This is a genomic window from Nocardioides sp. T2.26MG-1, from assembly GCF_950101795.1.
GTDB lineage: Bacteria > Actinomycetota > Actinomycetes > Propionibacteriales > Nocardioidaceae > Nocardioides.
Genome location: NZ_CATNLZ010000001.1, coordinates 521,452 through 544,610, shown reverse-complemented (window position 1 = coordinate 544,610; position 23,159 = coordinate 521,452). Strand labels below are relative to the sequence as shown.

At 72.1% G+C, this 23,159-nt stretch carries 21 protein-coding genes; 14 read left to right on the top strand and 7 right to left on the bottom strand.

Going from position 1 to position 23,159, the window contains the following annotated elements:
• The first annotated feature begins 46 nt into the window (after positions 1-46).
• The 4 genes from QQZ14_RS02675 to QQZ14_RS02660 are packed head-to-tail and all read left to right on the top strand — an operon-like array spanning position 47 to position 2,362.
• Complete coding sequence (locus tag QQZ14_RS02675) at positions 47-202, top strand: DUF4177 domain-containing protein (protein ID WP_243060190.1); 156 nt, start codon at positions 47-49, stop codon at positions 200-202.
• The gene (locus QQZ14_RS02670; protein WP_284532621.1) at positions 199-663 is read left to right on the top strand and encodes a RidA family protein; all 465 of its coding nucleotides are present in this window, start codon (positions 199-201) and stop codon (positions 661-663) included. Before QQZ14_RS02675 ends, QQZ14_RS02670 begins: the two co-directional genes overlap by 4 nt.
• Positions 664-667: 4 nt before the next feature.
• Complete coding sequence (locus tag QQZ14_RS02665; RefSeq protein ID WP_284532620.1) at positions 668-1,537, top strand: NUDIX hydrolase; 870 nt, start codon at positions 668-670, stop codon at positions 1,535-1,537.
• A 15-nt stretch (positions 1,538-1,552) separates the two neighbouring features.
• Entirely contained in the window at positions 1,553-2,362 is an 810-nt protein-coding gene (locus QQZ14_RS02660) for an MBL fold metallo-hydrolase (RefSeq protein ID WP_284532619.1), read from the top strand.
• A gap of 516 nt (positions 2,363-2,878) precedes the next feature.
• Here the strand turns inward: QQZ14_RS02660 and QQZ14_RS02655 are convergent.
• Positions 2,879-3,556, bottom strand: coding sequence for a Crp/Fnr family transcriptional regulator (locus QQZ14_RS02655; protein ID WP_284532618.1), 678 nt, complete (start codon positions 3,554-3,556; stop codon positions 2,879-2,881).
• 160 nt (positions 3,557-3,716) lie between these two features.
• Between QQZ14_RS02655 and nth the strand changes: the two genes are divergently transcribed.
• From nth to QQZ14_RS02635, 4 genes are read left to right on the top strand one after another with little or no spacing between them, the layout of a single operon-like run.
• Positions 3,717-4,424 carry an endonuclease III gene (gene nth / locus QQZ14_RS02650; RefSeq protein WP_284532617.1) on the top strand — a complete coding sequence of 236 codons (708 nt, stop codon included), beginning with the start codon at positions 3,717-3,719 and terminating at the stop codon, positions 4,422-4,424.
• Positions 4,421-5,032, top strand: coding sequence for a TlpA family protein disulfide reductase (locus tag QQZ14_RS02645; protein ID WP_284532616.1), 612 nt, complete (start codon positions 4,421-4,423; stop codon positions 5,030-5,032). Before nth ends, QQZ14_RS02645 begins: the two co-directional genes overlap by 4 nt.
• Complete coding sequence (locus QQZ14_RS02640; protein WP_284532615.1) at positions 5,029-5,733, top strand: NUDIX hydrolase; 705 nt, start codon at positions 5,029-5,031, stop codon at positions 5,731-5,733. The genes QQZ14_RS02645 and QQZ14_RS02640 overlap by 4 nt, the downstream gene beginning before the upstream one ends.
• Positions 5,730-6,905 (top strand): MarP family serine protease, encoded by a 1,176-nt coding sequence (locus QQZ14_RS02635; protein WP_284532614.1) that lies wholly within the window; start codon positions 5,730-5,732, stop codon positions 6,903-6,905. Before QQZ14_RS02640 ends, QQZ14_RS02635 begins: the two co-directional genes overlap by 4 nt.
• Positions 6,906-6,915: 10 nt before the next feature.
• Here QQZ14_RS02635 and QQZ14_RS02630 read toward each other — a convergent pair whose 3' ends face one another.
• Positions 6,916-7,317, bottom strand: a complete 402-nt coding sequence (locus QQZ14_RS02630; protein WP_284532613.1) for a phage holin family protein — start codon at positions 7,315-7,317, stop codon at positions 6,916-6,918.
• Between the two features lie 85 nt (positions 7,318-7,402).
• Entirely contained in the window at positions 7,403-8,677 is a 1,275-nt protein-coding gene (locus QQZ14_RS02625; protein WP_284532612.1) for an ArsB/NhaD family transporter, read from the bottom strand.
• Between the two features lie 115 nt (positions 8,678-8,792).
• On the opposite strand from QQZ14_RS02625, the gene QQZ14_RS02620 reads away from it, so the two are divergent.
• Positions 8,793-9,281: a CBS domain-containing protein gene (locus QQZ14_RS02620; RefSeq protein WP_284532611.1), complete on the top strand. Its 489-nt coding sequence runs from the start codon at positions 8,793-8,795 to the stop codon at positions 9,279-9,281.
• A 6-nt stretch (positions 9,282-9,287) separates the two neighbouring features.
• Here QQZ14_RS02620 and nhaA read toward each other — a convergent pair whose 3' ends face one another.
• The 4 genes from nhaA to QQZ14_RS02600 all read right to left on the bottom strand — a co-directional run bounded on the left by nhaA (position 9,288) and on the right by QQZ14_RS02600 (position 14,794).
• The gene (gene nhaA / locus QQZ14_RS02615; protein WP_284532610.1) at positions 9,288-10,595 is read right to left on the bottom strand and encodes a Na+/H+ antiporter NhaA; all 1,308 of its coding nucleotides are present in this window, start codon (positions 10,593-10,595) and stop codon (positions 9,288-9,290) included.
• 107 nt (positions 10,596-10,702) lie between these two features.
• Entirely contained in the window at positions 10,703-12,667 is a 1,965-nt protein-coding gene (gene acs / locus QQZ14_RS02610; protein WP_284532609.1) for an acetate--CoA ligase, read from the bottom strand.
• A 131-nt stretch (positions 12,668-12,798) separates the two neighbouring features.
• Positions 12,799-14,418 (bottom strand): solute symporter family protein, encoded by a 1,620-nt coding sequence (locus QQZ14_RS02605; RefSeq protein WP_284532608.1) that lies wholly within the window; start codon positions 14,416-14,418, stop codon positions 12,799-12,801.
• A gap of 1 nt (position 14,419) precedes the next feature.
• Positions 14,420-14,794, bottom strand: coding sequence for a DUF485 domain-containing protein (locus QQZ14_RS02600; RefSeq protein ID WP_284532607.1), 375 nt, complete (start codon positions 14,792-14,794; stop codon positions 14,420-14,422).
• Between the two features lie 455 nt (positions 14,795-15,249).
• Between QQZ14_RS02600 and QQZ14_RS02595 the strand changes: the two genes are divergently transcribed.
• From QQZ14_RS02595 to nirD, 5 genes are read left to right on the top strand one after another with little or no spacing between them, the layout of a single operon-like run.
• Positions 15,250-16,785 (top strand): MFS transporter, encoded by a 1,536-nt coding sequence (locus tag QQZ14_RS02595; protein WP_284532606.1) that lies wholly within the window; start codon positions 15,250-15,252, stop codon positions 16,783-16,785.
• Entirely contained in the window at positions 16,785-18,830 is a 2,046-nt protein-coding gene (locus QQZ14_RS02590; protein WP_284532605.1) for a molybdopterin oxidoreductase family protein, read from the top strand. The genes QQZ14_RS02595 and QQZ14_RS02590 overlap by 1 nt, the downstream gene beginning before the upstream one ends.
• Entirely contained in the window at positions 18,827-20,236 is a 1,410-nt protein-coding gene (locus QQZ14_RS02585) for an FAD-dependent oxidoreductase (RefSeq protein WP_284532604.1), read from the top strand. The genes QQZ14_RS02590 and QQZ14_RS02585 overlap by 4 nt, the downstream gene beginning before the upstream one ends.
• Positions 20,233-22,791: a nitrite reductase large subunit NirB gene (gene nirB / locus QQZ14_RS02580; RefSeq protein ID WP_284532603.1), complete on the top strand. Its 2,559-nt coding sequence runs from the start codon at positions 20,233-20,235 to the stop codon at positions 22,789-22,791. The genes QQZ14_RS02585 and nirB overlap by 4 nt, the downstream gene beginning before the upstream one ends.
• On the top strand, positions 22,788-23,153 hold the full coding sequence (nirD, locus tag QQZ14_RS02575) for a nitrite reductase small subunit NirD (RefSeq protein WP_284532602.1): 366 nt from the start codon (positions 22,788-22,790) through the stop codon (positions 23,151-23,153). Before nirB ends, nirD begins: the two co-directional genes overlap by 4 nt.
• The last annotated feature ends 6 nt before the right edge of the window (positions 23,154-23,159 follow it).

Genomic DNA, 23,159 nt, shown 5'->3' with positions numbered 1-23,159 from the left:
CCGTCCACGGGTGGATCCGTCGTGCGTCCCGAGTAGGGTGCCCGGCATGACCAAGTGGGAGTACCTGACCGCCCCGATCCTCACGCACGCGGCCAAGCAGATCCTGGACAACTTCGGCGCCGACGGGTGGGAGCTGGTGCAGATCGCGCCCGGCATGAACCCCGAGAACCTCGTCGGCTACTTCAAGCGGCCGCTGGCATGACGAGCCCCGAGGAGCGGCTCGCCGAGCTCGGGCTCGCGGTGCCCGAGGTGGCCAAGCCGGTGGCGGCGTACGTCCCGGCCGTCGCGTCCGGCGACCTCGTCTTCACCTCCGGCCAGCTGCCGATGCGCGGCGGCGAGCTGATGGTGACCGGCAAGGTCGGTGGCGAGGTGAGCGCCGAGGAGGCGACGCTGTGCGCGCAGCAGTGCGCGCTCAACGCGATCGCCGCGGTGAAGTCCGTGGTCGGCGACCTGTCGCGGGTCGCGCAGGTCGTCAAGGTCGTCGCGTTCATCGCCTCCACGCCGGACTTCACCGGGCAGCCGCAGGTCGCCAACGGCGCCTCCGAGCTGCTCGGCACGGTCTTCGGCGACGCGGGCGTGCACGCCCGGTCGGCCGTCGGCGTGCCGGTGCTGCCGCTGGACTCCCCGGTCGAGGTGGAGATCGTGGTGCGGGTGACGGGGTGATCGGGTGAGGATCCCGATCCCGCCGATCCCGCTGCCGGACCAGGTCGTCGAGCTCGCCCGCGAGTACGCCGACGGCCGCCGCGACCCCGCCGAGCCGCGGGACGCGGCGACGGTGATCCTGCTGCGGTCGTCCGCGCACGGGCCGGAGGTCTACTACCTGCGCCGGCACACCACGATGGAGTTCGCCGGCGGGATGTGCGTCTACCCCGGCGGCGGCGTGGACCCGCGCGACTTCGACGCGACCGTCGCCTGGGCCGGACCGCAGCCGGCCGAGTGGGCCGAGCGGCTCGGCTGCGACGAGCACCTGGCGCGGGCGCTGGTGTGCGCGGCGGTCCGGGAGACCTTCGAGGAGTCCGGCGTGCTGCTGGCGGGTGCCTCGGCCGACGAGGTCGTCGCCGACACCACGAGCGACGACTGGGAGGCCGACCGGCACGCGCTGGAGTCGCGCGAGCTCGCGATGACGTCGTTCCTCGCCGCCCGCGGGCTGGTGCTGCGCACCGACCTGCTCGGCGTCTGGGGCGGCTGGCTCACCCCGGTGTTCGAGCCGAAGCGCTACCGCACCTGGTTCTTCGTGGCGCTGCTGCCCGAGGGTCAGCGCACCCGCGACGTGTCGACCGAGTCGTCCTCGGTGACCTGGCTGCCGGCCGCCGACGCCGTCGCCCAGGCCGAGCGCGGCGACATGCTGATGATGCCGCCGACGTACCTCACGTCACTGGAGGTGGCGCAGTTCGGCTCACCGCGGGAGGTCGTCGAGGCCGCGCACGGGCGCGTGGTCGAGATGCACACCCCCGGCATCGAGGCGATGGACGACGGGTGGACGCTGTCGATCCCCGAGCACCAGCGGCCGATCCTGGCCGCGCACCGGGGCGCCTGACGTGGGCTGGTCCGGATGAGCTGGGCGGGCGGGACCTTCGGGTCGCGGGCGCAGTGCGTGCTCGCGCCCAACGCCGACGTCATGACGCTCGACGGCACCAACACCTGGGTGCTGCGCGAACCGGGCGCGCGCCGGTCGGTCGTGGTCGACCCGGGGCCGTCGATCCCGGCCCACCTGGACGCGGTGGCCGCGGTGGCCGGTGAGGTCGGCGTCGTGCTGCTGACCCACCACCACGCGGACCATGCCGAGGCGGCCCGCGAGTTCGCCGAGCGGATGGGGTGCGGTGTCCGGGCCCTGGATCCGGCGTACCGCCTGGGCTCGGAGGGCCTCGGCGACGGGGACGTGGTCTCCGTCGACGGGTTGGAGGTCCGGGTGGTCGCGACGCCCGGGCACACGGCCGACTCGCTGTCGTTCCTGCTGCCGGCGGAGGGCGCGGTGCTCACCGGCGACACCGTGCTCGGCCGCGGCACCACCGTGGTCGCCCACCCCGACGGGCAGCTCGGCGCCTACCTCGACTCGCTCGACCGGCTGCACGCGCTGGCGTCGGCGCACGAGGTCTCGTCGATCTGGCCCGGCCACGGGCCGGTGATCGCCGACGCGCTCGGCGCCCTCGACTTCTACATCGCCCACCGGCGCGAGCGACTCGAGCAGGTCGCCTCCGCTCTGTCGTCCTTGCAGTCCGCGCCCCACCCCGAGGGCATCGCGGTCGACGAGCTGCCCCGCCGGGTCGTCGAGATCGTCTACCAGGACGTCGACCCGGTCCTCTGGGGCGCCGCCGAGCTGTCGGTGCGAGCTCAGCTGGCCTACCTGGCCGAGCGACGCTGACGACGGCGACGTATCGCCGACCAACTTCCAACAGCACCAGCAGGAGGATGCCGCCCCAGAGCACGAGGTCCTTGCGCTGTTGCGACCACGGCCAGTCGGGCGAGGGGCGATCGGCGCTGGGATGCGCCGGTCGAGCAGCTCGACGGCGATGCTGAGGGAGTGCATGGTGCTGTCCTCGACCACCGCGACACCGTGCTGGGCCAGTCGCTCGCCGCCGAGCTCGATCGACCGCAAGCTGTCGTCGCCGGCCGGGTCCGGCGCGAGGACCCGGCGACGGCCACCGGGGAGGGTGGCGAGGTCGCGCGGTTGGTCGGGACCGGTGACCCGGTGGGCGCGCAGCGTGCCGTCGGCTGCGACGACGCTCAGAGTGCTCCGACGCCAGCTGGCCGCGCGCGTGGCGAGGTCCCCCCTGGGCCGAACTTCTCGGCCACCTCTTGCGCTTCTCGGCCGTTGCAACCGCCGACAAGCGCAAGGTTCCCCGGTGTACCGGGGATCCTCCGGACCGGACCGGCCCGGCTACCGGGCGCGGCGGCCCAGACGCTCGACGTCCATGATCACGACCGAGCGGGGCTCGAGGCGCAGCCAGCCGCGGGAGGCGAAGTCGGCGAGCGCCTTGTTGACGGTCTCGCGGGAGGCGCCGACCAGCTGGGCCAGCTCCTCCTGGGTGAGGTCGTGGTGCACGTGGACGCCGTCGTCGGCGGTGCGGCCGAAGCGGTCGGCGAGGTCGAGCAGTGCCTTGGCGACTCGGCCGGGGACGTCGGAGAACACCAGGTCGGCGACCACGTCGTTGGCCTTGCGCAGCCGGCCGGCGAGCTGGGTGAGCAGCCCGCGGGCGACCACGGGACGACCCTCGAGCCAGCGCAGCAGGTCCTCGTGGGAGAGCGACGCGAACGTCACGTCGGTGACCGCGGTCACCGTCGCCGAGCGCGGGCCCGGGTCGAAGAGCGACAGCTCGCCGAACATCTGGCCGGGGCCCAGGATCGCGAGGAGGTTCTCGCGGCCGTCGGAGGAGGTGCGGCCGAGCTTCACCTTGCCGTCGAGCACGATGTAGAGCTTGTCGCCGGAGTCACCCTCGTGGAACAGCACGTCGCCTCGGCGCAGCTTGCTCTCCGTCATCGAGGCGCGCAACGCCGTCGCGGCCTCGTCGTCGAGCGCGCTGAACAGCGGAGCCTGACGGAGCACGTCGTTGTCCACGGGTTCCTCCTCATGAGATGGCCCCGCAGCACACGGGTACCACGCTGATCCTATCCAGTGGGGAAGGTCACAGGAACAACCGCCCGCCGTATGTCGACTCCGGGACCGGCCGGGCACGCGGGACTCCGTACCCGTCGGCGGGCCACCGTACCCTTGGGCCGTGCCCGCAGCCCCCGAGTCCCGGACCAATCTGGTACGGCGCGCCCGCAAGATCGACCGGGCGCTCGCCGCAACCTACCCCGACGCCCGGTGCGAGCTCGACTTCGACAATCCCTTCGAGCTGCTGGTGGTCACCGTGCTCTCGGCCCAGACCACCGACAAGCGGGTCAACGCGGTGCGGCCGACGCTGTTCGCCGCCTATCCCGACGCCAAGGCGATGGCCGCGGCCGACCGGGCCACCCTCGAGGGCATCGTCGGGCCGCTGGGGTTCTTCCGGGCCAAGACCGAGTCGCTCCTCAAGCTCAGCGCCGCGCTGGTCGAGCGCCACGGCGGCGACGTCCCGCCCCGGCTCGAGGACCTGGTCGCGCTCCCCGGCGTCGGCCGCAAGACCGCGAACGTCGTGCTCGGCAACGCCTTCGGCATCCCCGGCATCACCGTCGACACCCACTTCGGCCGGCTCGCCCGCCGCTTCGCCTGGACCGACGAGACCGATCCCGTCAAGGTCGAGCACGCCGTCGGCGCGCTGTTCGACAAGCGCGACTGGACGATGCTCAGCCACCACCTCATCTGGCACGGCCGCCGCGTCTGCCACTCGCGCAACCCCGCGTGCGGTGCCTGCCCGGTGGCGCAGTGGTGCCCGGCGTACGGCGAAGGCCCGACCGACCCGGTCGCGGCGGCGAAGCTGGTGAAGACCGAGGGCAGAGCATGAGGCGACTCCTCCCGGCCGCGCTCGTCGCGGCCGTGCTCGTCCTCGGCGCCTGCGACTCCGGCGACCTCCCGAAGCCCCCCGGCGAGGCGAAGGTCGACGTGGACACCCCAGCGCTCCGGGCCATCCGGCAGGACGCCGGCATCGAGCCGTGCCGGTCGACCACCGACGCCGCCGTCGACGACGGCATGCCCGAGGTGACCCTGCCCTGCCTCGGTGGAGGCGACGCCGTCGACGTCGGCGGGCTCCGCGGCCCGATGGTCGTCAACCTCTGGGCGTCCTGGTGCGGTCCGTGCCGCAACGAGCTGCCCGTCTACCAGAAGTTCTACGAGCGCTACGGCGACCGGGTGCCGGTCCTCGGCGTGGACTACAACGACGTGCAGCCGCAGGCCGCTCTCGAGCTCGCACGCGACACCGGTGTCACCTACCCGCTCCTCGCCGACCCGGGCTCGAGCATCGAGGGCTCCGACGCGTTCCCGACGATCCCGGGCCTCCCCTGGGTGGTGCTGATCGACGCGGACGGAGCGGTCGTCCACCGGCAGCCGGTCGAGATCAAGAGCGTGGACCAGCTCGTCGACCTGGTCAACGAGCACCTCGGGACCGACCTGTGATCCCCGAGTGGCTGGTGCCGGTGCGCGACGGCGCCGCCCGGATCTCCGCCGACGAGCTCACGAAGTTCACCCCGCCGCCGGGTGGCAACGCCCGGCTCGGCGCCGTGCTGATGCTGTTCGGCGAGGGCGCCCAGGGCGGTGAGCTGTTGCTCACCGAGCGCGCCCACGACATGCGGTCCCACCCCGGTCAGGTCTCCTTCCCGGGCGGCTCCCTCGACCCGGGCGAGACCCCGGTGCAGGCGGCGCTCCGTGAGGCCCAGGAGGAGGTGGGCGTCGACCCGTCGTCGGTCGAGGTCTTCGGCCAGCTGCCCGAGCTGTGGCTGCCGCCGAGCAACTTCGCGGTCACCCCGATCCTCGGCTGGTGGCGCGAGCCCGGCGCGGTGAGCGTGGTGAGCCGGGCCGAGGTGCACGCGATCCACCACGTCCCGATCGACGAGCTGCTCGACCCCGAGCACCGCATCACCGTGCGCCACCCCCGGGGCGGCTACCAGAGCCCCGGCTTCCTCATCGGGCCCGACCACGACGTGATCCTGTGGGGCTTCACCGGCGGCATCATCGCCCGGCTGTTCGACTTCCTGGGCTGGACCCGCCCGTGGGACGAGTCGCGCCTGCGCGACCTCCCGGCGTACATGCTGCAGGATCGCCCTCGACGGGCGCCGACCGACGACGACCTGCTGGACATCGAGGAGGGTCGCCGGTGAACCTCCTCGACTGGCTGCTCGTGGTGCTGGTGCTCGCCTACGCGCTCTCGGGCTACTGGCAGGGGTTCATCACCGGGGCCTTCGCCACCGGCGGCCTGCTGCTCGGCGGCCTGTTCGGGGTCTGGCTGGCGCCGATCGCGCTGGGCGACGCCAACCCCTCGCTGATGGTCTCCCTGGGCGCGCTGTTCATCGTGATCCTCTCCGCCTCGCTCGGCCAGGCCGTGCTGCAGTTCGCCGGTGCCCGGATCCGCGCGCGGATCACCTGGCAGCCCGCACGCGCGCTCGACGCGGTCGGGGGCGCGCTGCTGAGCGCGTTCGCGGTGCTGCTGGTCTCGTGGGCCCTCGGCGTCGCGATCTCCGGCTCGCGGATCGGCGGCATCACGCCGCTCGTGCGCGAGTCGACGGTGCTCGCGCACGTCGACGAGGTGATGCCTGCGACGGCCGACGGCGCCCTCCAGGCGTTCAACGACGTGGTCGGCACCAGCTTCTTCCCGCGCTACCTCGAGCCGTTCGCGCCCGAGCGCATCATCGAGGTCGGCCCCGGGCCCAAGCGCCTGCTCGAGGACCCCGACGTGCAGCGGGCCGAGGCGAGCGTGCTGAAGATCCGTGGCACCAACGAGTGCGGCCGCGGCGTCGAGGGCTCCGGCTTCCTGTACGCCGCCAACCGGCTGATGACCAACGCGCACGTCGTGGCGGGCATCGACGACCCCGAGGTCGTCGTCGACGACGAGACCGTGTCGGCCGAGGTCGTCTACTACAACCCCGACATCGACGTCGCCGTGCTCTCCTTCGACAGCGACGACCTGCCGGCTCTGCGGTTCGACCGCACCGCAGAGGCCCAGGACGGCGTCGCGATCCTGGGTTACCCCCAGGATGGGCCGTTCCACGTGGAGCCCGCCCGGATCCGCTCCGAGCAGCGGCTGCGCTCGCCGAACATCTACGGAGACGGCGCGGTGATCCGCGAGGTGTACTCGCTGCGCGGCCGGATCCTCCCGGGCAACTCCGGCGGCCCGATCCTGTCCTCGGCCGGCGACGTCGTCGGCGTGGTGTTCGCGGCCTCGGTCACCGACCACGACACCGGCTACGCGCTCACGGCCGGGCAGGTGTCGGCGGCCGCAGCCGCCGGGCTGACCGGCTCCAGCCAGGTCTCGACGGGTGGGTGTGCGGGCTGACGGTGACCCGTCAGCTCTGGCCCTTGAGTGCCTTGGGGATCTCGCGACCCTGGCCGATGGCCCGCTCGGGCGCGCGCACCTGCTTGACCTTGCGGATGCCGACGAACACCATCAGGCCGGCGAGCAGCAGGTAGAAGCCGAACACGATCAGGAATGCCCAGTGCAGTGCGAGGCCGTCGCCGTTCCAGTTGATGAAGTAGGCGATCGCGACCGACAGCATGATCACGGCCAGCACGGCCACGAAGCCGGCCGCCGCGAACAGGCCGATGCCGATGCCGCCGGCCTGGACGCTCACCTTCAGCTCGGACTTGGCGAGCTGGATCTCCTTCTGGATCAGCGTCGAGATGTCCCGGCTGGCGTCGTGAACCAGCCGGCCGATGGTCGGGTCCTGGTCGTTCACCTGCTGGGTCATGTGCATCCCCTGGTCGATTCGGTCAGTGCTGGGTCCGACCTTACCGACCGCGTCACCCGCCGGCAGCCCCGGCGTGGATCCCGGCTCAGAGGTAGCGCAGCCACAGGTAGGGCACGCACAGCGCGATGGTCACGACGGTCACGACCAGGCCGTACTTGGTGAACTCCCAGAACCCGATCGGGTGCCCCTCCCGCGCGGCGATGCCGAGGGCCACGACGTTGGCCGACGCGCCGATCGCGGTCGCGTTGCCGCCGAGGTCCGCGCCGAGTGCGAGCGCCCACCACAGGACGTGCCCGCCCGATCCCTGGGCGGCGACCAGGTCGGACACGACGGGGCTCATCGTCGCGACGTACGGGATGTTGTCGACGATCGCCGACAGGACCGCCGAGCCGCCGAGCAGCACCATGGTGGCGAGGCCCAGCCGTCCGTCGGTCGCATCCGCCGTGGCCTGCGAGACGTCGGCGATCACGCCGGTCTCCACGAGGCCGCCGACCATGATGAAGAGCCCCGCGAAGAAGGCCAGGGTGGGCCACTCGACCTCGCCCATCGCGTCGACCGGATCGACGTCGGTGATCAGCAGCAGCAGCCCGGCCCCGAGCAGCGCCACCACCGACGGCTCGTAGTGGAGGACAGGGTGGAGGACGAACGCGATCATCACCAGACCGAGCACGCCGAGGCCCTTGATGAGCATGCCCCGGTCGGTGATCGCCTCGCGCTCGTTGAGCCGCATCACCGACGCGGCCCGCTCGGCGTCGTAGACGAAGTCGCGCCGGAACAGCCACCGGCACAGGAGGCAGAACGCCACCATCAGCACCACCACGATCGGCGCGAGGTGGACCAGGAAGTCGTTGAACGTGAGGCCACCACGGGCGGCGATGATGATGTTGGGCGGGTCACCGACGAGCGTCGCGGTGCCGCCGATGTTCGAGGCGAAGACCTCGGCCATCAGGAACGGCACCGGGCGCAGCCCGAGGCGTTGGCAGACCAGGAACGTCACCGGCGCGATCAGCAGGACCGTGGTGACGTTGTCGAGCAGCGCGGAGGCGACCGCGGTGAGCACGCACAGCATCACCATGAGGGCGTACGGCCGCCCGCGGGTGCGCTTGGCGGCCCAGATCGCGACGTACTCGAAGACGCCGGTACGGCGCAGCACGGCGACGATCACCATCATGCCGAGCAGCAGGAAGACGACGTTCCACTCGATGCCGGTGTGGTCGGAGAAGAACGCGTGGTCGGCGTCGGTGATGCGCAGCAGCAGCATCAGGGCGGCGCCACCGAGGGCGACCTTCGTGCGGTGCACCTTCTCGGACGCCAGGAGAGCGTAGGCGCAGAGGAAGATGACGACGGCGACGATGGCCACACAGGCTCCTGAGGGGTTGGCGGAACGACGCCGACCAGGCTTCCCGGCACACCTGGCTCGACCCTATCGTCGTCCGCGCTCGCCGACGAGGGGCACGTGGGATAGCGTCGCCAGGGTGTTGGCCAGTGAGCTCGCAGAACCGTACCCGACCGTCGGTCTCGGCAGCAGCGCCGTCGAGGCGGCCCGGCTGCTCACCGAGCACCACCGGCCGGCGCTGGTCGTCGTCGACGAGCACGACCACCCGGTGGCGATCCTGCCCGGGTCGCAGGTCCTCCGCCTGGTGATCCCGGGCTACCTCCAGGACGACGTGAAGCTCGCCTCCGTCGTCGATGACTCGTTCGTCGACCAGATGTGCGACGCCCTGGTCGGCAAGACCGTCGCCGAGCTGCTGCCCCGCGACCACGACGACCTGCCGGTGGTCCGGCCCGACGACACGGTGCTGGAGGTCGCGGTGCTGATGGTCGTCGAGCGCAGCCCCCTGGTGGCCGTCGTGGACGGTCCGGGCAAGACCGCGCCGATGATCGGCGCGATCACACTCACCACCGTGCTCCGCGAGATCCTGCCGGAGCGGCTGGGCGAGCGCGGAGCGACCGAGCCGCGTTAGCAGGTCCTAGCGCTCCTCGAACACGTCGGGCACGCCGTCGCGGTCGGCGTCCGCCTCCTCGACCTCGCACAGGTGCCGGTAGACCCGGTTGCGCAGCCGCAGCACCACGGCGGCCAGGACGGCGGCGAGCAGTGAGCCCACGAGCACCGCGACCTTGACGTGGTCGTGCTCGCTCCCCGAGCCGAAGGCGAGCTCGCCGATCAGCAGCGACACCGTGAACCCGATGCCGGCGAGCATCGACATCCCGATGACGTCGATCCAGCTCAGCTCGTCGTCGAGGTCGGCCTTGGTGAACGTGTGCAGCAGCCAGGTCGACCCGGCGATCCCGACGGTCTTGCCGACCACGAGACCGGTGACGATGCCGAGCGCGACGGGATCGGTCAGCGCACCGCGCAGCCCGTCGAGGCCGCCGATCGTGACGCCGGCGGCGAAGAACGCGAAGACGGGTACGGCGATGCCCGCCGAGACCGGACGGACCAGGTGCTCGAGGTGCTCGGCCAGGCCGGGGCCGGTGTTGCCGTCGGACCGCACGACCGGGACGGTGAACGCGAGCAGGACGCCCGCGACCGTGGCGTGCACCCCGGACTCGTGGACGAGCACCCACGCGACGAGCGCGAGCGGGACGAGCATCCAGCCGCGGTGCACGCGTCGCTGGACCAGGAACCCGAACATCGCGATCGGCACCAGCGCCGCGGCGAGGTAGGCCAGGCGGAGGTCGCTGGTGTAGAACGCCGCGATGATCGTGATCGCCAACAGGTCGTCGACGACCGCCAACGTCAGCAGGAACGTGCGCAGGCCCGAGGGTAGGTGGGTGCTGATCACCGCGAGCACAGCGACCGCGAACGCGATGTCGGTCGCCGTCGGGATGGCCCAGCCCTCGAGGGCGCCGTCGGCACCGAGGTTCCACAGCGCGTAGGCCAGGGCGGGCACCACCATCCCGCCGACCGCCGCGGCCACCGGCAGGGCGGCCCGCCGCGGGTCGCGCAGGTCGCCGGCCACGAACTCCCGCTTGAGCTCCAGGCCGGCCACGAAGAAGAAGATCGCCAGCAGGCCGTCGCCCGCCCAGGAGCCGAGCGTCAGGTCGAGGTGCCACGCCTCCGGGCCGACCCGCAGGTCGCGCAGGTCGGCGTACGCCTCGGACCACGGCGTGTTGGCCCAGGTCATCGCGATCGCGGCGGCGGTGATGAGCAGCAGCCCGCCGGTGGTCTCCGCGCGCAGGATGTGCGCGGTGCGGGACGTCTCGAGGAACGAGCCGCGGGCGAACAGGCGGGGGCGGCCGGTCCCGGGTGGGCCGGCGGGGTGGGCGTCAGGCATGGGGCTCCTCAGGGTCGTCTGTCACCGTGCCGACCAGACTTCCCGGCTCACCGCCGTCCACCCTACCGACCGTCCCGTGACGCGACGCATCGTCGGCTCGGCGGCGGTCAGTCCTCCTTGCCGGAGTCCTGCCTGGCGGAGATCAGGTCCATGACCGAGGAGTCCGCCAGCGTGGTGACGTCGCCGACCTCGCGGTGCTCGGCCACGTCGCGAAGGAGGCGGCGCATGATCTTGCCGGAGCGGGTCTTGGGCAGCTCGGGGACGATCATGATCTGCCGCGGGGTGGCGATCGGGCCGATCTCCTTGCGCACGTGCTGGCGCAGCTCCTGCACGATGTCCTCGCCGCCGTCGCCCGCCTCCTCGCGGAGGATCACGAACGCGCAGACCGCCTGGCCGGTGTCCTCGTCCTTCGCACCCACCACCGCGGCCTCGGCGACCTTGGGGTGGGAGACGAGCGCGGACTCGATCTCGGTGGTGGAGAGCCGGTGGCCGGAGACGTTCATGACGTCGTCGACCCGGCCGAGCACCCAGATGTCGCCGTCCTCGTCCTTCTTCGCGCCGTCGCCGGCGAAGTAGTAGCCCTGGCGAGCGAAGCGGGACCAGTAGGTGTCCTTGTAGCGCTGGTCGTCGCCCCAGATCGTACGCAGCATCGCGGGCCACGGCTGGGTGAGCACGAGGTAGCCGCCGGATCCGTTGGGCACCGGGTCGCCGTCGTCGTTGACCACCTCGGCGGCGATGCCCGGGATGGCCGTCATCGCCGAGCCGGGCTTGCCGGCGGTGACGCCCGGGAGCGGGCTGATCATGATCATCCCGGTCTCGGTCTGCCACCAGGTGTCCACGACCGGGGTGCGGTCGCCGCCGATGACGTGGCGGTACCAGACGTACGCCTCGGGGTTGATCGGCTCGCCGACCGACCCGAGGATGCGCAGGCTCGTCATGTCGTACTTGTCGGGGATCTCCCGGCCCTGCTTCATGAAGGACCGGATCGCCGTGGGGGCGGTGTAGAAGATCGTGACCTTGTAGTCCTGGATGATCTGCCACCAGCGGCCGCGCTCGGGGCTGTCCGGGACGCCCTCGTACATCACCTGCGTCGCGCCGTTCGCGAGCGGTCCGTAGACCATGTAGGAGTGCCCGGTGACCCAGCCGATGTCGGCCGAGCACCAGTAGACGTCCGTCTCGGGCTTGAGGTCGAACACCGCCCAGTGGGTGTACGACGTCCCCACGAGGTAGCCGCCGGTCGTGTGCAGGATGCCCTTCGGCTTGCCGGTGGTGCCCGACGTGTACATGACGTACAGCGGGTGCTCGGAGTCGAAGAACTCGCACGCGTGCTCGCTCGAGGCGGACCCGACCGCGTCGTGCCACCAGACGTCGACGGCGTCGTCCCACGCGACGTCCTGGCCGGTGCGCCGGACGACGAGGACCTTCTCCACGACGCTGGTCTTGGTGCGCGCCTCGTCGACCGCGGGCTTGAGCGCGGAGGCGGACCCACGGCGGTAGCCGCCGTCGGAGGTGATCACGACCTTGGCCTCGCAGTCGTCGAGGCGGGAGGCCAGCGCGTCCGCGGAGAAGCCGCCGAAGACGACGGTGTGCGGGGCGCCGATGCGGGCGCAGGCGAGCATCGCGACCACGGCCTCCGGGATCATCGGCAGGTAGATCGCGACCCGGTCGCCGGTGCGGACCCCGAGGTCGGTCAGCGCGTTGGCGGCCCGGCACACCTCGTCCTGGAGCTCGGCGTAGGTGATGTCGCGGGTGTCGTCCAGGGGCTCGCCCACCCAGTGCAGCGCGACCTTGTCGCCGCGCCCGGCGGCCACGTGGCGGTCGACGCAGTTGTAGGCTGCGTTGATCCGCCCGCCCACGAACCACTTGGCGAACGGGGCATCGTCCCAGTCCAGCACGCGGTCCCAGCGCTGGTCCCAGTCGAGTCGCTCGGCCTGTTCGGCCCAGAACGCCTCGCGGTCGGACGCCGCGCGTTCGTAGGCCTCGGCCTTCAGGTTGGCGTCCGCGGCGATCCCCGCCGGGGGCTCGAAGCGGCGGTCTTCCTTGAGCAGGTTGGACAGGGTCTCGTCGGTCACTTCTCGCTCCTGTGCGTCAGCGGATCATCAAGGCCGTGTGGTACGGGCCACATTAGTGCGGGTGGGAACGCGGCCGGGTGCCCGGCGACGGTGGTCGCCGGGCACCCTCCCCCGTGGGCCGCTGCGGTGCGTCAGTGCTGGATCGCCTTCTCCGATCCGGCCCCACTGAGGGCCCGGACCTCGAGCTCGGTGAACCGGTCCTCGGCGGTCGGCTCCTTCGAGGTGACGGTGCCGAGCCAGCCGAGGAAGAAGCCCAGCGGGATCGAGACGATGCCGGGGTTCTCCAGCGGGAACCACGAGATGTCGATGCTGGTCGGCAGCAGCGACAGGTTCTTGCCGGTGGCGTCCACGCCCTTGCCGGAGGTGACCGGCGAGAAGAACACCAGGCCCACGGCGGAGATGAGACCGCCGTAGATGCTCCACACGGCGCCGCGGGTGTTGAAGCGCCGCCAGAACATGTTGTAGACGATCGCGGGCAGGTTGGCGGACGCCGCGATCGCGAAGGCCAGCGCCACCAGGAACGCGATGTTGAGGTTCTGCGCCGGGATCGCCAGCAGGATCGCCACCACGCCGATGGCGCCGGCGGCGAGTCGCGCCACTCGGAGCTCGTCGCGCTCGGTCGCCTTGCCCTTCTTCACGACGTTGTTGTAGATGTCGTGCGCCACCGAGGCCGACGACGTGAGCACCAGCCCCGCGACCACGGCCAGGATCGTCGCGAACGCGACGGCCGCGATCAGGGCCAGCAGCACCGCGCCACCGGTCGATCCGGCCCCACCGCCGACCTCCTCTGCCAGCCTCGGCGAGGCGAGGTTGCCGCTGGCGTCGAGGGTGCCGGTGTCCAGCAGCGCCGCGGCACCGAAGCCGAGCACCAGCGTGAACAGGTAGAAGACGCCGATCAGGCCGATCGCCCACAGCACCGACTTGCGGGCGTCCCGCGACGTCGGGACCGTGTAGAAGCGGATCAGGATGTGCGGCAAGCCGGCCGTGCCGAGCACCAGCGCGATGCCGAGCGACAGGAAGTCGAGCTTGCTGGTCGTGGTCGCGCCGTACTTCAGCCCGGGCTCCAGGAACGCCTGGCCGGCGCCCGAGTTGTCCGCGGCCGCGCCGAGCAGCTCGGAGATGTTGAAGTCGAACTTCGCGAGCACCAGGACCACGATGAGCGCGGAGCCGGCCATCAGCAGCACGGCCTTCACGATCTGCACCCACGTGGTGCCCTTCATGCCGCCGACGGTCACGTAGAAGACCATCAGCGCGCCGACGGCGGCGATCGTCAGGTTCTTAGCGGCCTGGCTGTCGAGCCCGAGCAGCAGCGACACCAGGGCGCCGGCGCCGACCATCTGGGCGAGCAGGTAGAAGATCGAGACGACCACGGTCGAGGACGCAGCCGCCATCCGCACCGGGCGCTGACGCATCCGGAACGCGAGCTGGTCGGCCATCGTGTAGCGGCCGGAGTTGCGCAGCATCTCCGCGACCAGCAGCAGGGCCACCAGCCAGGCGACGAGGAAGCCGATCGAGTACAGGAAGCCGTCGTACCCGAAGAGCGCGATCGCGCCGGAGATGCCCAGGAACGACGCCGCCGACATGTAGTCGCCACCGATGGCGAGGCCGTTCTGGAACCCGGAGAAGCCGCGGCCGCCGGCGTAGAAGTCGGCGGTGCCGCTGGTCTGCCGGCTCGCCCAGAACGTGATGGCGACCGTCAGAGCGACGACGGCCAGGAACAGGATCGAGGTGAGGGTCTGGTTGTCGTCCACGTCAGGGCCTCCGTCCCAGCTCGGCGATGTAGTCCTCGTCGAGCGTGCGTGCCAGCGGGTCGAGACGGGTGGTCGAGAACCAGCTGTAGAACCACGCGAGGGCGAACGTCGTGGCGAACTGGAGGAGCCCGAAGACGAGCGCCACGTTGATGTTGCCGACGACCTGGGTGTCCATGAACCCGGTCGCCCAGTTGCTCATCACCACGTAGAGCAGGTACCAGGTCAGGAACGCGACGGTCGCGGGGAACACGAAGCCGCGGTAGAGCTTGCGGAGCTGGACGAACTCGGGCTCTTGGACCAGACGGTCGTAGATCGGGTCGTGCCGGGCGGCCGGGTCATGCGGCAGTCCCGGGGGCTGTTGCTGGAGGTCGGACACGGGGCACCCCTTCCGGTGTGTGATCGGCGTCACCGTAGGTCCACCTCGCGGGCTCCGTTGAGAGGTGGGTCACGAGCACGCGACGAGCGGGCGCCGATGATCGGTGAGCGGTCGCCTGCGCGCGACGAGCGGTCGCCGCGGACGGAGCGCGTCCGGTGTGTGGTGGTTTCGAGGCTCGGGCCTGGCGGCCCTCGCACCTCAACCACCGTGAGGGTCGGCGCGACGGGGGAGTGGTGGTTTCGAGGCTCGGGCCTGGCGGCCCTCGCACCTCAGCCACCGTGCGGGCCGGTGGTTGAGGTGCGAGCGAAGGGAGCCTCGAAACCACGGGGTGCTGCGGTGAGGTCGTGAGCCCCGTGAGGCCGTGAGCGGAAGTTGACGTTTCCGGTACGGCGGGCTGAGGCGGGCGTTACCTGCGCTACCGAAGGTGGGACCACCCGAACCCCTCAGGAGCACCCATGACCCTCACTCACACTGGGGCGAGCAACCCGCCCGCGACGGCGCCGTCAACCGGGGCGGCCCCCAATGCGCCGGTCCACCGGACCGGAGGCTGGATCGACGACTGGCGACCCGAGGAGCCGGAGTTCTGGGAGAGCGGCGGCCGGCAGGTCGCCCGCCGCAACCTGGTGTGGTCGATCTTCGCCGAGCACCTCGGGTTCTCGGTGTGGCTGATCTGGAGCGTCAGCTCGGCGTTCCTGGTCTCGATGGGCTTCGGCTACACCCCCCAGCAGCTGTTCCTCCTGGTCGCGCTGCCGAACCTCGTCGGCTCGCTGCTGCGGCTGCCCTACACGTTCGCGGTGCCGAAGTTCGGCGGCCGCAACTGGACGATGGTCAGCGCGGGGCTGCTGCTGGTGCCGACGCTCGGCTTCGCGTACGCCGTGCAGCACCCGGGCACGCCGTACTGGGCGTTCTGCCTGATCGCCGCCACCGCCGGCCTCGGCGGCGGCAACTTCGCCAGCTCGATGGCGAACATCAACTTCTTCTACCCCGCTGCCAAGAAGGGCGCCGCCCTCGGCCTCAACGCCGCCGGCGGCAACCTCGGCGTCTCGCTGATCCAGCTGTTCCTCCCGGTGATCGTCGGCGGCGCCGGCATCTTCGGCCTGGTCAAGGCCGCCGACAGCGGCATCAGCCTGCAGCGCGCGGCCTACGTGTACGCCGGGCTCGCGGTCGTGGCGACGCTCGCGGCGTACTTCTTCATGGACAACCTCTCCTCGGCCAAGTCCAAGCCCCGCGAGCAGCTCCAGGTGGTCAAGGAGCGGCAGACCTGGGTGATGGCGTTCCTCTACATCGGCACCTTCGGCTCGTTCATCGGCTACTCGGCCGCGATGCCGCTGCTGATCAAGCTGAACTTCTGGGTCGCCGACCCGGCGCCGCTCGGCACCGGCATCTACTTCGCCTACTACGCCTTCCTCGGCGCGCTGGTCGGCTCGGCCACCCGCCCGCTCGGCGGCTGGCTCGCCGACCGGTTCGGCGGTGCGCGGGTGACGCTGGCCGCGTTCGCCGCGATGATCGTGTTCACGCTCGCGGTGCTGTGGACGCTCACCCAGCTCACGCCCAACCCCGACCAGAGCGCGGGCATCGCCGAGGACAACCGGTCCTGGTTCCCCTGGTTCCTGGCGTTCTTCCTCTGTGTCTTCGCCGCCACCGGCATCGGCAACGGCTCGACGTACAAGATGATCCCGGCGATCTTCCGCACCCAGGCCGAGCGGGCGACACCGGCGGGCAGCGCCGAGCGGGCGGCCGCTCTGCACGCGGGCACCAAGAAGGCCTCGGCCGCGATCGGCGTCATCGGTGCCGTCGGCGCGATCGGCGGCTTCCTGATCCCGATCGCGTTCAGCTCGCCCTGGGTCGACCAGCCGATGGAGGCGACCAAGGGCGCGTTCGTGGTGTTCACCGGGTTCTACGTCGTGTGCGCCGCCGTGACCTGGGCGGTCTTCGTCCGCCGCCCGCACGAGGCGAAGGCGCACGTGAGCCTGGCCAACGCGGGCATCTGATGACCCGGACCCACTGTCCCTACTGCTCGCTCCAGTGCGGCATGGTCCTGGAGCGGACCGGCCGTGCCCTCGAGGTGCAGCCCTGGCCGGAGTTCCCGGTCAACGAGGGCGCGCTGTGCCGCAAGGGCTGGACGGCGGCCGCGCTGCGCGGTCACCGGGAGCGGCTGACGACACCCCTGGTGCGCGACCGGGTGAGCGGCGAGCTCCGCGCGGCCGGCTGGGACGAGGCGCTCGACCTCGTCGCCGGCCGGCTGCGCGAGCTGCGCGCCGAGCACGGCCCGGACGCGGTCGCGGTGTTCGGGGGCGGCGGGCTCACCAACGAGAAGGCCTACCAGCTCGGCAAGCTCGCCCGGGTCGCGCTGGGCACCAGCCAGATCGACTACAACGGCCGCTGGTGCATGTCGTCGGCCGCGTCCGCCGGCAACCGGGCCTTCGGGATCGACCGCGGGCTGCCGTTCCCGCTGGCCGACGTCGAGCACACCGACGTGCTCGTGCTCGTCGGCTCCAACCTCGCCGAGACCATGCCGCCGGCCGCACGGCACCTCGACCGGCTCCGCGAGAACGGCGGCCGCGTGGTCGTCGTCGACCCCCGGCGTACCGCCACCGCCGAGCGGGCCGACCTGTTCCTCCAGCCGGTGCCGGGCACCGACCTGCCGCTGGCGCTCGGGCTGCTGCACCTGCTCGACGCGGCCGGCGCCGTCGACGAGGAGTACGTCGCCGCGCGGACGACCGGGTGGGAGGACGTCCGCCGCTCGATCGCCGCGTGGTGGCCCGAGCGCGTGGAGCGGGTCACCGGCGTCGAGACCGCGCAGGTGCGCCAGTGCGCGCGGCTGCTGGCCGAGGCCGGGAAGGTCACCGTTCTCACCGCCCGCGGCGCGGAGCAGCACGCGCAGGGCACCGACACCGTGCTCGCCTGGATCGACCTGGCGCTCGCGCTCGGCATGCCCGGCAAGCCGCACGCCGGCTACGGCTGCCTCACCGGCCAGGGCAATGGGCAGGGCGGCCGCGAGCACGGCCAGAAGGCCGACCAGCTGCCCGGCTACCGGATGATCGACGACCCCGCCGCGCGCGACCACGTCGCCGGCGTGTGGGGCGTGCCGGCGGCGTCGCTGCCCGGCCCGGGGCGCTCGGCGTACGAGCTGCTCGGCGCGCTCGGCACCGACGGCGGACCGCAGGCGCTGCTGGTGTTCGGCAGCAACATCGTGGTGTCCGCCCCCAACGCCACCCACGTCGCCTCGCGGCTGGACTCGCTCGACCTGCTGGTCGTGGCCGACATCGTGATGAGCGAGACCGCGGCGCTCGCGGATGTCGTCCTGCCGGTCACGCAGTGGGCCGAGGAGACCGGCACGATGACGAACCTCGAGGGCCGGGTGATCCTCCGCGAGCGGGCCGTCGCCCCGCCCGAGGGGGTGCGCACCGACCTCGAGGTGATCGCGGGGCTGGCCGAGCGGCTCGGCTCGCCGGTCGTGTTCTCGACCGACGCCGAGGAGGTCTTCGCCGAGCTCGGCCGGGCCTCGAGCGGCGGTCGCGCCGACTACGCCGGCATCAGCTACGACCGGATCCGCGAGGAGCACGGGGTGTTCTGGCCGTGCCCCACGCCTGACCACCCGGGCACGCCGCGGCTGTTCGGCTCGTCGTTCGCGACGCCCGACGGCCGGGCCCGGTTCGTCGCGGTCGAGCACCGCGGACCGGCCGAGCCGACGGACGCGGCGTACCCCCTCCACCTGACCACCGGCCGGGTGCTCGCGCAGTACCAGTCCGGTGCCCAGACCCGCCGCGTCGCCGGCCTGCCGGATGGCGGGCCGTTCGTGGAGATGCACCCGATGCTCGCGATGCGGATCGGCGCGTACGACGGCGAGCCGGTCGTCGTCACCACCCGGCGCGGCGAGCTCAAGGCGCCGGCGCGGGTCGTCTCCACGATCCGCCCGGACACGGTGTTCGTGCCGTTCCACTGGGTCGGCGCCAACCGGCTCACCAACGACGCGCTCGACCCGGCGAGCCGGATGCCGGAGTTCAAGGTCTGCGCCGCGGCGGTCAGCGCATGAGCACGCGCGAGCGGATCGTCGTCGTCGGTGCCGGGATGGCGGCGGTGCGGCTGGTCGAGGGCCTGGCCGGCGCCCACCCCGCCTCCCACCAGGTCACGCTGCTCGGTGACGAGCCGCACCCGCCGTACAACCGGATCCTGCTGTCCGCGGTGCTCGAGGGCACCCACGACCCGGCCGGCATCACGATGTCGCTGCCCGACGAGGTCGACCTGCGGCTCGGCGCGCGCGCCGTCGAGATCCACCGCGACGAGCGCGAGGTCGAGCTCGCCGACCGGACCCGGGTCGCCTACGACCGCCTGGTGCTGGCCACCGGAAGCATCCCGACGCTGCCGCCGATCCGCGGGCTGGTGCGGGTCGACGGCCGGCTCGACACCCGGGTGCACGCCTTCCGCAGCCTCGACGACTGCCGCCGGCTCGACGCCGCCGTTCCGGCCGCACGCAACGCGATCGTCGTCGGCGGCGGGCTGCTCGGCCTCCAGGTCGCCCGCGCGCTGGGCGTCCGCGGCCTCGCCACCGAGGTCGTCGAGGGCGGCGACCACCTGCTGCGCAGCCAGGTCGACGCCAAGGCCGGGGCGATCCTGGCCCGCGACCTCGGCAAGCTCGGCACCCGCGTCTACACCGGGGCCCGGGCGGTGCGGCTCACCGACGAGGGGCTCGTGCTCGACAACGGCTACGTCCTCGAGGCGGACCTCGTGGTGCTCACCGCCGGCGGCCGGCCGTCGACGGCGCTGGCCCGCCGCGCGGATCTCGACGTACGCCGCGGCGTCGTCGTCGACGAGCAGCTGCGCACCAGCGACGAGCGCATCCACGCGATCGGCGACTGCGCCCAGCACGGCATGCAGGTCACCGGGTTCGTGCCGCCGGCCTGGGAGCAGGCCGCCCTGCTGGCCCGCCACCTCGGTGGCGAGCAGGTCGCCTACACCGGCAGCCGCAACGTCGCCCGCCTCCGCGCGACCGGCCTCGACGTCGCGGTGCTCGGCGACCCCGAGCGTGCCGAGGGCCAGGTCGTCGAGGTCTCCAACCCGGTCACCGGCACCCACCGCAAGCTCGTCGTCCGCGACGGCGTCGTGGTCGCCGCCACCCTGGTCGGCGACCTGTCCCGGATCGGCCTGATCACCCAGCACTACGACCGCGGCACGGTCCTCGGCCCCAGCGAGCCGGGCGACCTGCTGATGGGCGAGCGCCCGGCCGGCCCGGTCGTGCTCCCCGACGACGCCGAGGTCTGCGCGTGCGCAGGCGTCAGCGCCGGCGCGATCCGCGCCTGCGCCTCCCTCGCGGACGCCCGCGACACCACCCGCGCCACCACCGGCTGCGGGGGCTGCGCCCCCGCGGTCCGTCAGCTCCTGGCACAGCGTCAATCCCCGGGCCCAGCCCTGGGCACCACCCTGGAAGGAACCCCCCGATGAGCCCCAAGCACCGCAAGACGCTCGTGGTCGCCGGCCACGGCATGGTCGGCCACCGGTTCGTGCAGGCCGCGATCGAGCGCGGCCTCACCGAGACCCACGACATCGTCGTGGTCGGGGAGGAGAGCCGCCCGGCGTACGACCGGGTCGCGCTCACCTCGTTCTTCGAGGTCGGCGCGGACGAGCTGTCCTTCCTGCCGAGCGGCGAGTACGACGACCCGCGGGTGCGGCTGGTGCTCGGCGCCACCGTCGACGGATTCGACCCCGAGACCCGCACGGTGCTGCTCTCCGACGCCCAGGGTCAGGAGAGCGTGCTGACGTACGACGAGCTCGTGCTGGCCACCGGCGCGGCGCCGTTCGTGCCGCCGGTGCCGGGCCACGACCTCGACGGCTGCTTCGTCTACCGCACCATCGACGACCTCGAGGCGATCCGCGACGCGGCCGCCGGCGCCACGGTCGGCGCGGTCATCGGCGGCGGGCTGCTCGGCCTCGAGGCCGCGAACGCGCTGGCCCAGCTGGGGCTCGAGACCCACGTGGTCGAGATGGCGCCCCGGCTGATGGCCGTGCAGGTCGACGACGCGGGTGGAGCGACGCTGGTGCGCCACATCGAGAAGCTCGGGCTCCACGTCCACACCGGTGCGCGCACCGAGCAGGTGCTGGGCGCGGAGCGGGTGGAAGGTCTGGCGCTCGCCGACGAGGAGCCGATCCCGGCCGAGGTCGTCGTGTTCTCCGCCGGCATCCGCCCGCGCGACCAGCTGGCGCGGACCGCCGGCCTCGACGTCGCCGAGCGCGGCGGCGTGCTGGTCGACGAGCGCTGCCGCACCTCCGACGAGCACGTCTGGGCGATCGGCGAGTGCGCCGCCCCCGGCGGGCGGATGTATGGCCTCGTGGCGCCCGGCTACGCGATGGCCGAGGTGGTCGTCGACGCCCTGCTCGGTGGCCCGGGCTCCTTCACCGGCGCGGACATGTCCACCAAGCTCAAGCTGCTCGGCGTCGACGTGGCGTCCTTCGGTGACGCGTTCGCCGCGACCGACGGTGCGCTCGAGCTCGTGTACGCCGACGCCGTCACCGGCGTCTACAAGAAGCTGGTGCTCTCCGCGGACGGCCGCCAGCTGCTCGGCGGGATCCTGGTCGGCGACGCGTCGGCGTACGGCGTGCTCCGCCCGATGGTCTCCTCGGGCATCGCGCTGCCCGACAACCCCGAGGAGCTGATCCTCCCGGTCGGCCGCGGCGGCGTGGAGCTGGGACTTCCCGACGAGGCGCAGGTCTGCTCGTGCAACGACGTGACGAAGGCGCAGATCCTCGAGGCCGTCGGCGAGGGCGGCACCTGCGACAGCGCCTCGTGCGTCACCAGGTGCACCAAGGCCGGCAGCACCTGCGGGTCCTGCAAGCCGGTGGTGAAGAAGGTCGTCGAGGAGTTCTTCGCGGCGCAGGGCAGGGTCGTCGACAAGAGCCTGTGCGAGCACTTCCCGCTGACCCGGCAGGAGCTGTTCGACGTCGTGGCGGTGCACGGCTACACGCGGTTCGACGACATCGTCGAGGCGCACGGCCGCGGTCGCGGCTGCGACGTCTGCAAGCCGACGGTCGCCTCGATCCTCGCCTCGCAGCTGAACGGCCACGTGCTCGAGGGCCCGACCCGCACCCTGCAGGACACCAACGACGCCTACCTCGCCAACATCCAGCGCAACGGCACCTACTCGGTCGTCCCGCGGATCCCCGGCGGCGAGATCACTCCCGAGAAGCTGATCGTGATCGGCCAGGTGGCGCAGGACTTCGGGCTCTACACCAAGATCACCGGTGGGCAGCGCATCGACCTGTTCGGCGCCCGCATGGAGCAGCTGCCGGAGATCTGGCGACGGCTCGTCGACGCCGGGTTCGAGTCCGGGCACGCCTACGGCAAGTCGCTGCGCACCGTGAAGTCCTGCGTCGGCTCGACGTGGTGCCGGTACGGCGTGCAGGACTCCGTCCAGCTCGCGATCGACCTCGAGCTGCGCTACCGGGGCCTGCGGTCGCCGCACAAGCTCAAGGGCGGCGTCAGCGGCTGCGCCCGCGAGTGCGCCGAGGCGCGCGGCAAGGACTTCGGCGTGATCGCCACCGAGAAGGGCTGGAACCTGTACGTCGGCGGCAACGGCGGCGCCACCCCGGCCCACGCCCGGCTGCTCGCCGGCGACCTCGACCGGGACACGCTGATCCGCTACCTCGACAGGTTCCTCATGTACTACATCCGCACCGCCGACCGGCTCCAGCGGACCGCGCCGTGGATCGACTCGCTCGACGGCGGGCTCGACCGGGTGCGCGAGATCGTCGTCGACGACGCGCTCGGCCTCGGCTCGGAGCTCGAGGCGGCGATGGCGTGGCACGTCGACGGCTACTTCGACGAGTGGAGGGAGACCCTCGACGACCCCGACAAGCTGGCCCGCTTCGTCTCCTTCGTGAACGCCCCGGACACCCCGGACCCCAACATCACGTTCCGCGCCGAGCGGGAGCAGGCGGTGCCCGGCGAATCGTCGGGACCGGTGGCCCTCGGCACGACGATCCCGGTGGGAGCGCCCCGATGAGCACCTCGACCGACCCCGCTGTGCTGACGGCGTACACCGTCGTGTGCCGCCTCGACCAGATCGAGGTCGAGGGGGGCGTCGCGGCCCTCGTCGGCGGCGTCGCGGTCGCAATCTTCCGGACACACGACGGAAACGTCTATGCGATGTCCAACTACGACCCTTGTTCACGTGCGTCGGTGTTGGCGCGCGGGATCGTCGGCACCCGTGGCGAGATCCCGTACGTCGCGTCGCCGATGCACAAGCAGGCCTTCGACCTGCGCACCGGACAGTGCCTCGACGACGCGGCGATCCGGGTCCCGACGTACGACGTCCGGGTCGCCGACGGCATGGTGCTGGTCGGTGGCCCCCGCCAGGAGACCTAGGACATC

Coding starts and splice junctions, on each gene's coding strand:
- QQZ14_RS02675 (WP_243060190.1), top strand. CDS start 47: ATGACCAAGTGGGAGTACCTGACCGCCCCGATCCTCACGCACGCGGCC.
- QQZ14_RS02670 (WP_284532621.1), top strand. CDS start 199: ATGACGAGCCCCGAGGAGCGGCTCGCCGAGCTCGGGCTCGCGGTGCCC.
- QQZ14_RS02660 (WP_284532619.1), top strand. CDS start 1,553: ATGAGCTGGGCGGGCGGGACCTTCGGGTCGCGGGCGCAGTGCGTGCTC.
- QQZ14_RS02645 (WP_284532616.1), top strand. CDS start 4,421: ATGAGGCGACTCCTCCCGGCCGCGCTCGTCGCGGCCGTGCTCGTCCTC.
- QQZ14_RS02630 (WP_284532613.1), bottom strand. CDS start 7,317: ATGACCCAGCAGGTGAACGACCAGGACCCGACCATCGGCCGGCTGGTT.
- nhaA (WP_284532610.1), bottom strand. CDS start 10,595: ATGCCTGACGCCCACCCCGCCGGCCCACCCGGGACCGGCCGCCCCCGC.
- QQZ14_RS02595 (WP_284532606.1), top strand. CDS start 15,250: ATGACCCTCACTCACACTGGGGCGAGCAACCCGCCCGCGACGGCGCCG.
- QQZ14_RS02590 (WP_284532605.1), top strand. CDS start 16,785: ATGACCCGGACCCACTGTCCCTACTGCTCGCTCCAGTGCGGCATGGTC.
- QQZ14_RS02585 (WP_284532604.1), top strand. CDS start 18,827: ATGAGCACGCGCGAGCGGATCGTCGTCGTCGGTGCCGGGATGGCGGCG.
- nirB (WP_284532603.1), top strand. CDS start 20,233: ATGAGCCCCAAGCACCGCAAGACGCTCGTGGTCGCCGGCCACGGCATG.
- nirD (WP_284532602.1), top strand. CDS start 22,788: ATGAGCACCTCGACCGACCCCGCTGTGCTGACGGCGTACACCGTCGTG.